Origin of the sequence: Brevibacterium sp. HMSC07C04 (assembly GCF_001815905.1) — a bacterium.
In the GTDB taxonomy this organism is placed as follows: Bacteria; Actinomycetota; Actinomycetes; order Actinomycetales; family Brevibacteriaceae; genus Brevibacterium.
The window spans coordinates 1-9,576 of the sequence record NZ_KV823230.1 but is presented as its reverse complement, the minus strand read 5'-3'; the positions used below and the strand labels follow the sequence as shown (position 1 = coordinate 9,576).

The following is a 9,576-nucleotide window of genomic DNA, read 5'->3' as shown; positions in this document are numbered from 1 at the left end:
GGCGGCGGTGGAATTCTCCACCGCCGCCGGCGCTTTTGTTTCCGATAGCGCTCTTGCGCGCGATTCAGCCTTCCCGGCGTTTGTCCCAGCGGTCTTCCATGCGCTCCATAAAGGACGAGCGGCGCTTGGGGGCGGCAGAGCCCCGAGGGGATGATGCCCTGTTGGGGGAAGACGCCGCGGCGTTTTCGTCCGGGGTCACTGCGTAGTAGCCGCCGAAGACCATGACGGCGAAGCCGACAACACCGCCTACACCGGCCATCGGCATAGTGAAGAAGAACAGCGAGGCGATTGCCGCCGCCAGACCGGAAACGAGTATGACGATTCCCAGAACGAGTCGACGCGGTGAGATTCGCAGCCCAGGCGCGTCTTCAGCAGGGCGTGAAATGTTCTGGGCGAAGCCGGGATCTTCGCTTCGCAGCTGCTGTTCAAGCTGGTCGAGAAGCTGCTGTTCGTGATCTGAAAGAGCCATAGTGTGAACTTCCTGCCCAAAACTTCCTGAAGTCGATATGACCAATGATAGTGCCACATGAGTCTTTGAGTTCCATGGGCGGAGAAAAAGTTCCTATTCCGGTGGCAGAAGCGATGCTGCGGAGATGGCGTTCGCGCCGAACTTCTTGCGGATTTCGTCGACGGCAATATCGGATTCCCGCGTTGACCGCCCCTCGCCTTCTAAGGTCTCCTGCCTGCCGACAACATCGACCGACTGAAGATTCGATGCCGCCACACCCAGCAGTCTGGCTCCCGTCCGCTTAGCCGCGGCCGCCTCGAGAGCCCCGAGGAGCGCCTCGTACACCTCACCGGTGACATCGGTCGGCGCCGGCAGGGTGACTGCCCGGGTGGTGGTGGTGAAATCCGGTGAGCGAAACTTCAGCGTGACCGTGCCTGCGGCGAGCCCCTCCGCGCGGACTCGGGCAGTCACCCTGTCGGTCAGACGAAGAAGTTCGGTTCGCAGGCGCTCCAGCTGGTAGATGTCTTCGTCGAACGTGCTCTCAGCGCTGATCGAATGATCCTTGGCCTTTTCGTGAACTGTCCGACTGTCGCGCCCCTGCGCGTATCCGATAAGCGCTGGGCCGGCTGACCCAAGAGTCTTCGCCGCCCATACCGGCGACTGGCGGGCCAAGTCGCCGATCGTGCGAATACCGTAGCGAGACAGGGTTTCGTGCGTGGCCCGCCCGACTCCGGGCAGCGCCGTGACGGGCATCGACTCCATGAACTGCGCCTCTTTGCCCACCGGGACCACCAGCTGTCCGTTGGGCTTGGCTCGTGCCGAGGCGATCTTCGACACGACCATCGCCCTCGACAGGCCGATGGAGGACGGCAGGCCGGTCTTCTCGGCAATGGTCTGCCGCAGCTGCAGGGCGATTTTCGCGGGGCTGCCCAGCCTGCGCACCGCACCGGAAACATCGATGTATCCCTCGTCGACGCTGACACGGCTGAAATCCGGGGTGATGTCGCCGACCACATCAAAAACACGGCGTGAGTACTCGGAGTAGACGCCCTTTGTGGGCGGTACGACCACGGCACCTGGGCACAGCGCCAGGGCCCGGCCGATCGGCATAGCCGAATGTACGCCGTAGGCGCGCGCCTCATAGCTTGCCGAGGAGACCACTCCCCTCCCGCTGCGTCCGCCGACGATAACGGGACGGCCGTTGAGCGAAGGATCGATCAGCCGTTCGACGGACACGAAGAACGCGTCCATGTCCAAATGGAGGATCGTGCAGCCTGCGTCGTCGTCGCCCAGGCCGGTCAGGTCACCGCCGGTGCGGTCCAGCTGCTTTCTGCTCATACGTCCTCCCCCACTCATCGTACGCGGGCTGACGCCCCACGGCCCGCAACGCGCAGTCAGCCGCGGCTGCGGTTTCGGGCCGGGCCCACCGCAGACTGCGGCCCGTTTAGGCTTAGGGCATGAGCCTTACAGATCCGTCTGACGTCCGTCGCCTGGTCGATGCTGCTCTGCGCGAGGGCCTCGATCGCACCGCCAGTCGCTTCACCGCGCTGTCGCCGACAGCTGAACACCTCATGCGGCCGATTCTGGACTTCACGGCATCCGGCAAGCGCATCCGCGCTCTCGCCGCCTGGTGGGGCTTCGAAATCGCTGGCGGCAGCGCCGACACCCACCCCGGCATCGCGAACGCTGCGGCCGCCGTCGAACTTCTGCACGCCGCAGCGCTGATCCACGACGACGTGATTGACGCCTCCGACACCCGGCGGGGTGCACCGTCTGTGCATCGGCAGTTTGAAGCGCTGCACAGAAGAGACGGCTTTGCCGGCGACAGCGAACACTTTGGAATCGCCACGGCAATAGTCGCCGGCGATCTGTGCCTGGCACTGTCCGAAGAGTTTTGGTCCCTGACGGGTCTGCCCGACGCAGCATCTCCCGCGGCACTGGCAGCGCGCAACGACCTGCGCCGCGATGTCATGTTCGGCCAGTTCCTCGACATCTACGTCCAGGACGCACCCGTGAGTGCTTCCGAGGTCACTGATCGCGCATGGGAAGTTCTCACCTACAAAACAGCGAAGTACTCCGTGGAGCAGCCGTTCGCCGTCGGCGCGTCGATTGCCGGTGCCGATGACGAGGTCGTAGATGCGCTGCGCGCTTTCGCCCTGCCCCTGGGGCGGGCCTTCCAACTGCGCGACGACGAACTGGGCGTATTCGGCGACCCGGCGATCACCGGCAAGCCCGCAGGGGATGACCTGCGCCAAGGAAAGAAGACAGTGTTGGTCGGCTACACCCTCGAAGCGCTGTCAGAAGAAGAACGCGACTGGTTTGTCCGCACCCTGGCAACTGAGCGCAAAACCGCTGACGACATCGCGCAGATGACGGACCTCATCCGTTCTTCTGGAGCGCTCGAGCGCATGGAGCAGCTCATAGCACGAGAAGTCGCTGATTCCGAGGCAGCGCTGGATGCACTCGGGAAACTGGGCCTGGACCCGGATGGACACAAAGTCCTGCGCAGCTACGCGCAGTCCCTGACCGTCCGCTCCAGCTGAGCTGTCTTAGAACGCAAGCGCCTGGGCGCGCCGGCGGATCTCGGATTTCTCACCGCGACGGAGGAAGTCAATGGCCCGCCCGGGCAGAGTGTCATCGTTCTCGTACAGCCAGGCAATAGCCTCGTCGTCAGAGAACCCGGCATCCGCAAGCAGCACGAGAGTTCCCCTCAGGGCAGGCACGGGCTGACCGTCTTTGATGAACAGCGCAGGAATTCGCATAGTCGGCGGAGTCCCTGACTTCAGTCCCAGGAGGGCGCGGTCCTCGATCTTGCGGTGCACTTTCGTCACCGGAACATCGAGAAGCTCAGCCGCCTGCGCCGCTGTTACCCATTCGTCAACGATCTCTTCAGCTCTTTTCACACTTCAAGCCTACGGCACTTCGATCTGCCGACATATGGCCGCCGACGACTCCGATGATCCGACACGCCGCTGGGCCTGGCCGTGCCCGTCGACTGGTGGACCTAGTCTTGGGACAGACACACTTCCCCGTAGAAAGCGTCCTATGCAGCGAGACACCAGGCGCGACCCGAATGGCGCGCCCGCGCCGGGTTTCACCTCGGGAACCATCACCGAGGCCGTCCCGGTGACCCACGGCGGCCGCACCTACCGTGTGCGCACCGGCGATACCGTCATCAGCGTTGCCAAAAAACACGGCGTTTCAGCGCCGGCGCTGATCGAGCTGAACGAACTGCGCGGACGCACCACGCTCATGCCCGGACAGATTCTGTCCCTGCCGGAGAAGAACGTACCGCCGCCGCCTGCCGGCCACACCGTCAAGACCGGCGACACTCTCGCTTCCATTGCCCGCCAGCACGGCACCTCGACTGCTGCGCTGCAGCGCGCAAACGCCATGGGCAGCTCTGTCCTCATCACCGTCGGAGAAGTGCTCGCGCTGTCCGGCTCCGGTGCTACCAGCGCCCGCGTCAAACCTGCGATGCCGGATAAGCTGCCGAACATTCCGCACACCGTCGACGGTCGTGAATACCCGGAAGACGTGCTCTTGGCAGCACGGCTCAACAAAGCCCAGCTCATGCGCCGACCCGCCCCAACCCGCTCCTGGGTGCGCAAGACCGTTCTTCGCCTGGCCGGCGAAATCGGCGTCGACGGCCCGCTTGCACTGGCCGTGGCCACACAAGAATCCGGCCTCAACCACCGTTTGGTCTCGCCGGTCAACGGAATCGGCATCATGCAGCTGACACCGAGAGCCGGACAGTGGGCGTCATCGCTTATCGGCCGTCGCCTGGACATCCTCGACCCGGAGAACAACATCGTCGCCGGACTGGCCATCCTGCGCCGGCTGCTGGCCACCACTGACAACCGCTCGGCAGCTGTTGCCGCCTACTACCAGGGTGCTGCCAGCATCGAACGGACGGGAATGGCCCCTGACACCCGCTCGTTCGTGCGGACCGTCGACATCCTCACCGAACGCTACAGCCACAGTCCGGAGGTGCCGCATGGCACAGATCCGTGATCAGCTGATCGGCGTTGTCCTCGACGGCCGGTACCGCATCGAATCCGTGGTCGCCCGCGGCGGAATGGCGATGGTGTACCGGGGCACCGACCTGCGACTCAAACGCGAGATCGCAGTCAAAGTCATGCACGGGCACCTGGCCAGCGACCCCTCGTTTGTCGAGCGCTTCGAACGCGAGGCGATGAATGCCGCCCAGCTGTCCCACCCCAACCTCATCGCGGTCAACGACCAGTCCCGCGACGGCGACGTCGTCTACCTCGCCATGGAATACCTCGAGTCGGTCACCCTGCGCAAGGAGCTGAAGTTCCGCGGTCGATTCACACCCCGGCAGGCGATCAGCGTTGTCGACGCCATTCTCGCGGCGCTCGAAGCTGTTCACGAAGCCGGAATGATCCACCGAGACCTCAAACCCGACAATGTGCTGCTGGGCACCGACGGGCAGATCAAACTCGCCGACTTCGGGCTGGCCCGCGCGGTGACGAACGCAACAACCACGAAAACACTCATCGGAACGGTCGGCTATGTAGCGCCGGAGCTTGTCACCCGCAGCGGCGCTGATGAGCGCACTGACCTCTACACGCTGGGCATCATGTTCTACGAGATGCTCACGGGGTCTCAGCCCTACACGGACGATGTTCCGATTCAGGTGGCCTACCGTCATGTTCACGACCGCGTAAAAGCACCGTCCGAAGCTGTTCCCGGTCTGAGCCCCCAGCTTGACGCTCTTGTCCTGTGGGCCACGAGCCCCAATCCGGACGACCGCCCCGAAAGCGCGTCCTCTATGCGCCAGGCTCTTGGCGAAGCGCGATTGGCAATGACCGATGAGGAACTCGACTTCGGCGGCACATCGGATGCGGCTGATCCCACCGAACCGGTTCTGACCGCAACTGCTGACATCGACGCGCAGATCGGAATCGAAGCTCCCGAATCAGCTCCCGGCACTGGTGAGATTCCCAAGCTCACGGCAGACGAAACACCCGCCGAGATCGATTCCACGGCCGACCTTGCAGGCACCCTGACAGCCGCCGCGGTTTCTGCCGACGGCACTCCCCCGGTCGATCTGCCGCCGGTGGCAGGCGAGCCGACGGCAGCAGAAGAACTCGAAGCCGACGATGAGCCGCGCAGGTCGCGCCGTCGCCGCCCCCTGCTCATGGGGTTGATCGCCGCTGTCGCGGCGCTTGGGCTGGCGAGCTCGTTCGGCATAGCCAAGGCAGCCGGCCTCATAGGAGGGCAGGCCGAGCAGGAAGCCGTCATGGTCGCCGTTCCCAAGATTGAGGCCGGCACTGCCGAGGATGATGCTCGGCAGACTCTGGAGAAGGCCGGTTTTGCCGTCAGCGCTGAGAGCAGCCACCACGGTGAGGTTGCCAAGGGGACGGTTATTGAGACTCGACCCGCGGCTGGGAAGGAACTCCAGAAAGGCGAAGCAGTCACCCTCGTCACCTCTGATGGCCCCGAAACGGTCGCTGTTCCCACAGTCGTCGGCAAGACCGAGGACGAAGCCGCAAAGGCGCTTACTGACGCCGGGCTGAAGAAGGGCGAGGTTTCGACCGTGGAGGATCAGGGGCCGAAAGGCCGCGTTGTAGCCCAAAGTGCCAAGGCGGACAGCCAGGCCGAGAAGGGAAGCGCGGTCGACATCACGGTCTCCAGCGGGCCGAAGACGACTGCCCTTCCCGATCTGCGGGGCCAGGAATACGAAGCCTCCTATAAGCGGCTGCTGGGCCTGGGCTTCCGTGTGGCCCGCGACGATGTCTACAGCGAACACACGCCCAAGGGCAAGATCGTGGCGATGTACCCCGGTCCCGGCGAGAAGCGCACCGCCGACACTCTGGTGATCCTCAAGGTCTCCAAGGGCAAGGAGCCTCCAAAGGACGACAAGAAGAAGGACGAAGACAAGAAAGACGACAAGCCGAAGGACTGAAGCTGAGTCTGCGGCCGTCGGACATAGAAAACCGCCGGGTTGAAGTTGCGCGCTTCAACCCGGCGGTCTGTTTTCGGTCAGATTGTTCAGTCGGCACCCTCCGTGAGGTACTCGGCGACCTGGAACGCCATTTCCAGCGACTGGTCGTGGTTAAGGCGGGGGTCGACGAGGGTTTCGTAGCGACGCTGCAGGCCCTCTTCGTCGATGTTCGCTCCGCCGCCCATGATTTCGGTGACGTCATCACCGGTGAGCTCCACGTGAATGCCGCCGGGTACCGTGCCGATTTCCTGGTGGGCGCGGAAGAATCCGGTCACCTCGCCCATGACGTCCTCAAAGCGGCGGGTCTTGTATCCATTGGACGCGGTGATGGTGTTGCCGTGCATCGGGTCGCACATCCAGGTGACCTGTGGAAGGTCGTCTTTGACGGCTGAGAGCAGTTTGGGAAGCTGCTCGCCTACTGTATTCGCGCCCATGCGGGTGATGAAGGTCAGGCGACCGGGCTCGCCCTCCGGGTCGAGCTTTTCTGCCAGGCGCAGAGCGTCATCTGCCGTTGCGTTGGGGCCGAGCTTCACTCCGATCGGGTTCTTCACGCGCGAAAGGAAGTCGACGTGGGCTCCGTCAAGATCACGTGTGCGCTCACCGATCCACAGGAAGTGGCCGGAAACGTCGTAGGGGTCACCTGTGCGCGAATCAATGCGGGTCAGCGCCTGTTCGTACTCCAGCAGCAGAGCTTCGTGAGCCGAGTAGAACTCGACGGTTCGCATGGCGTCGAAGTCGACACCGCATGCGTCCATGAAACGCAGCGCGCGATCGATGTCTCCGGCCATCTTTTCGTAGCGAACGTAGTTCTCATTCGCCCCGAGGAAGCCTCGGTTCCACTGGTGCACCTGCCGAAGATCCGCGAAACCGCCCTTTGTGAAGGCGCGCATGAGGTTCAGAGTCGATGCGGATGCGTGATAGGCCTTGAGCAGACGGGCCGGGTCGGGGCGGCGAGCGTCTTCGGTGAACTCGTGGGAGTTGACGATGTCACCGCGGTAGCTTGGCAGGGTCACGCCGTCGCGGGTTTCAACATCGGAGGACCGGGGTTTGGCGTACTGACCGGCCATGCGACCCATTTTGACGACTGGAACAGCAGCACCGTAGGTAAGAACTGCGGCCATCTGGAGGATCGTCTGTACGCGGCGGCGAATGCTTTCGGCCGTGGAGTCTTGGAACGACTCAGCGCAGTCGCCACCGGCCAGCAGGAACGCTTCGCCGCGCGACGCGGCCGCAATCTGAGCCTTCAGCTGGTCGGCTTCGCCGGCGAAGATGAGCGGCGGAACTCGGCGCAGCTGTTCCAGCGATGCTTCGAGCTCTTCGGGATCGGTGTACTGCGGCTGCTGTTTGGGACTGAGATCGCGCCAGGCGTCAAGACCTTTGAGGGTTTCTTCGGAGGCGCGGGCATCGCCGGCCAGCTCAAACATAGGGTTAACGCTTTTCACAATCATCCACTCTCTGCTGTCAGCACGGGCGATCAGCGCCCCGGTCCGCCGTGGACCGGGGCATTCGGAATTCTGTCAGTATAGGCGGGTCAGGATTCGCCTTCGAAGTCTTCTGGCGACACGTGGTCAAGGAACTCTCGGAACTGGGCGACTTCGTCTTCGTCAGGTTCCGGACCTTCGATTCCGGCCTGCCCCATCAGCTCCGCTGTGGTGTAGACGGGGCATTCGGCGACAAGCGCCATGGCAACCGCATCCGATGGGCGCGCAGACACCGTGTGTCCACCGCCGGTGCGCAGCTCCGCGTAGTAGGTGTGCGAATCGATGGCCGTGATGTGCACCGACTCCAGTGTGTCGCCGTACTCTTCGATCAGGTTGACCATGAGGTTGTGCGACAGCGGCCGAGGAGGAGCCATCCCCCTGAGTGCGATGCCGATTGCATTGGCTTCGGATGAGCCGATCCAGATCGGCAGGAATCGTGGCTGAGCTGCTTCTTTGAGAAGCAGGATCGGCTGGTTTGCCGGCAGTTCAATGCGAACCCCGACCACTTCGAGCTGAACTTCGGTCACGCAGTCCTCGGACGCTGCTGGAAGATCATGCGGAACTTGCCGATCTGCACATCGGCACCGTTCTGCAGTTCGACTTCGTCAATGAGCTGACGGCCGACGTAGGTGCCGTTGAGAGAACCTGTGTCCCGCAGGGCGAAGCCCGAGGGAGTGCGGATGAACTCGGCGTGCCTGCGTGAGACCGTCACATCGTCCAGGAAGATGTCGGCGTTGGGGTTGCGTCCGACTGTCACAACGTCGGTGTCGAGAAGGATCTGCGCCCCGGCATCAGGCCCGGAGACGACCACGAGAAGCGCGTCGGTTTCCTGCAGGTGGCCGATATCGGGAACGGAGCGGATTTCCCCAGTGCGCGGGTCAAGGATGCCGCTGATCGGCGCCGGCTGAGCCGCCTGCGTCTGGTGCAGTGAGGTTTCCGGCTGGTACTCGAAGTTTCTTCCCTGGTTGCCGGGATAGGGCTGCTGAGTCATCAAGCACCTTCACTTTCAACATGTGCGCGGTAGGCTTCGGCGTCGAGGAGCGCTTCGATCTCCGAAGGGTCAGAAAGCGCGATTTCCAGCATCCAGCCTTCACCATAGGGGTCGCTGTTGATGATTTCGGGTTCATCTTCCAGCGCTTCGTTGACGCGCAGGACTTCTCCGGAAACAGGGGCTTTGAGGTCTGAAACGCTCTTGGTTGATTCGACCTCGCCGAAATCTTCCCCGGCTTCGATACTGTCGCCGACTTCGGGCAGGTCCACGAAGACGACGTCGCCGAGCTGGTCCTGAGCGAAATCGGTGATTCCGATGCGCACGGCATCGGCAGTCGCGTCGACCCATTCGTGGTCTCGCGAATACTTGAGGTTCTGCGGTGCTGCAGCGTCAGACATGTCTTCTCCTTGCTCAGGCCTGCTCAAACCTGCCCTTTCAGCTTCCGAAGATAGCATCTGCCGCCGGCTGATACCGCATACACCGAAGCTGAAGTTATGGCGCGCACTCATCGTATCAACTTTAAGTCGCACACCTCACCTGCTGTTTCAAACACGACATCGGCCATTCTCGTTTTGCCTTCGCGTGGACAAGGCGCTAGCATGTACGAGGCTCAACGCCACGGGCTATGGCGCAGCTTGGTAGCGCGCTTGACTGGGGGTCAAGAGGTCGTGGGTTCAAATCCCGC

Annotated in this window: 10 protein-coding genes; 3 read left to right on the top strand and 7 right to left on the bottom strand. The window is 63.1% G+C overall.

Going from position 1 to position 9,576, the window contains the following annotated elements:
* Nucleotides 1-64 precede the first annotated feature (64 nt).
* On the bottom strand, nucleotides 65-469 hold the full coding sequence (locus tag HMPREF3162_RS00060) for a DUF3040 domain-containing protein (protein ID WP_070776508.1): 405 nt from the start codon (nucleotides 467-469) through the stop codon (nucleotides 65-67).
* A gap of 93 nt (nucleotides 470-562) precedes the next feature.
* Nucleotides 563-1,786, bottom strand: coding sequence for a DNA polymerase IV (gene dinB / locus HMPREF3162_RS00055; RefSeq protein WP_070572290.1), 1,224 nt, complete (start codon nucleotides 1,784-1,786; stop codon nucleotides 563-565).
* Between the two features lie 119 nt (nucleotides 1,787-1,905).
* On the opposite strand from dinB, the gene HMPREF3162_RS00050 reads away from it, so the two are divergent.
* Nucleotides 1,906-2,991, top strand: a complete 1,086-nt coding sequence (locus HMPREF3162_RS00050) for a polyprenyl synthetase family protein (RefSeq protein ID WP_070572288.1) — start codon at nucleotides 1,906-1,908, stop codon at nucleotides 2,989-2,991.
* A 6-nt stretch (nucleotides 2,992-2,997) separates the two neighbouring features.
* Here HMPREF3162_RS00050 and HMPREF3162_RS00045 read toward each other — a convergent pair whose 3' ends face one another.
* Nucleotides 2,998-3,351, bottom strand: coding sequence for an Rv2175c family DNA-binding protein (locus HMPREF3162_RS00045; RefSeq protein ID WP_070572286.1), 354 nt, complete (start codon nucleotides 3,349-3,351; stop codon nucleotides 2,998-3,000).
* Between the two features lie 142 nt (nucleotides 3,352-3,493).
* Between HMPREF3162_RS00045 and HMPREF3162_RS00040 the strand changes: the two genes are divergently transcribed.
* Both HMPREF3162_RS00040 and pknB read left to right on the top strand, forming a co-directional pair.
* Nucleotides 3,494-4,462, top strand: coding sequence for a lytic transglycosylase (locus HMPREF3162_RS00040; protein WP_070776507.1), 969 nt, complete (start codon nucleotides 3,494-3,496; stop codon nucleotides 4,460-4,462).
* The gene (pknB, locus tag HMPREF3162_RS00035) at nucleotides 4,446-6,380 is read left to right on the top strand and encodes a Stk1 family PASTA domain-containing Ser/Thr kinase (RefSeq protein ID WP_070776506.1); all 1,935 of its coding nucleotides are present in this window, start codon (nucleotides 4,446-4,448) and stop codon (nucleotides 6,378-6,380) included. Before HMPREF3162_RS00040 ends, pknB begins: the two co-directional genes overlap by 17 nt.
* Before the next feature lie 86 nt (nucleotides 6,381-6,466).
* Here pknB and HMPREF3162_RS00030 read toward each other — a convergent pair whose 3' ends face one another.
* The 4 genes from HMPREF3162_RS00030 to gcvH all read right to left on the bottom strand — a co-directional run bounded on the left by HMPREF3162_RS00030 (nucleotide 6,467) and on the right by gcvH (nucleotide 9,289).
* Nucleotides 6,467-7,843 carry a class II 3-deoxy-7-phosphoheptulonate synthase gene (locus tag HMPREF3162_RS00030; RefSeq protein ID WP_070572280.1) on the bottom strand — a complete coding sequence of 459 codons (1,377 nt, stop codon included), beginning with the start codon at nucleotides 7,841-7,843 and terminating at the stop codon, nucleotides 6,467-6,469.
* A gap of 107 nt (nucleotides 7,844-7,950) precedes the next feature.
* A complete protein-coding gene (locus HMPREF3162_RS00025) occupies nucleotides 7,951-8,427 on the bottom strand; it encodes a bifunctional nuclease family protein (RefSeq protein WP_070572278.1) in 477 nt (158 codons plus the stop codon).
* Nucleotides 8,424-8,891 (bottom strand): FHA domain-containing protein, encoded by a 468-nt coding sequence (locus tag HMPREF3162_RS00020; RefSeq protein WP_083304010.1) that lies wholly within the window; start codon nucleotides 8,889-8,891, stop codon nucleotides 8,424-8,426. Before HMPREF3162_RS00020 ends, HMPREF3162_RS00025 begins: the two co-directional genes overlap by 4 nt.
* On the bottom strand, nucleotides 8,891-9,289 hold the full coding sequence (gene gcvH, locus HMPREF3162_RS00015) for a glycine cleavage system protein GcvH (protein ID WP_070776505.1): 399 nt from the start codon (nucleotides 9,287-9,289) through the stop codon (nucleotides 8,891-8,893). Before gcvH ends, HMPREF3162_RS00020 begins: the two co-directional genes overlap by 1 nt.
* Nucleotides 9,290-9,576 lie beyond the last annotated feature (287 nt).

Coding starts and splice junctions, on each gene's coding strand:
- HMPREF3162_RS00060 (WP_070776508.1), bottom strand. CDS start 469: ATGGCTCTTTCAGATCACGAACAGCAGCTTCTCGACCAGCTTGAACAG.
- dinB (WP_070572290.1), bottom strand. CDS start 1,786: ATGAGCAGAAAGCAGCTGGACCGCACCGGCGGTGACCTGACCGGCCTG.
- HMPREF3162_RS00050 (WP_070572288.1), top strand. CDS start 1,906: ATGAGCCTTACAGATCCGTCTGACGTCCGTCGCCTGGTCGATGCTGCT.
- HMPREF3162_RS00040 (WP_070776507.1), top strand. CDS start 3,494: ATGCAGCGAGACACCAGGCGCGACCCGAATGGCGCGCCCGCGCCGGGT.
- pknB (WP_070776506.1), top strand. CDS start 4,446: ATGGCACAGATCCGTGATCAGCTGATCGGCGTTGTCCTCGACGGCCGG.
- HMPREF3162_RS00030 (WP_070572280.1), bottom strand. CDS start 7,843: ATGTTTGAGCTGGCCGGCGATGCCCGCGCCTCCGAAGAAACCCTCAAA.
- HMPREF3162_RS00020 (WP_083304010.1), bottom strand. CDS start 8,891: ATGACTCAGCAGCCCTATCCCGGCAACCAGGGAAGAAACTTCGAGTAC.
- gcvH (WP_070776505.1), bottom strand. CDS start 9,289: ATGTCTGACGCTGCAGCACCGCAGAACCTCAAGTATTCGCGAGACCAC.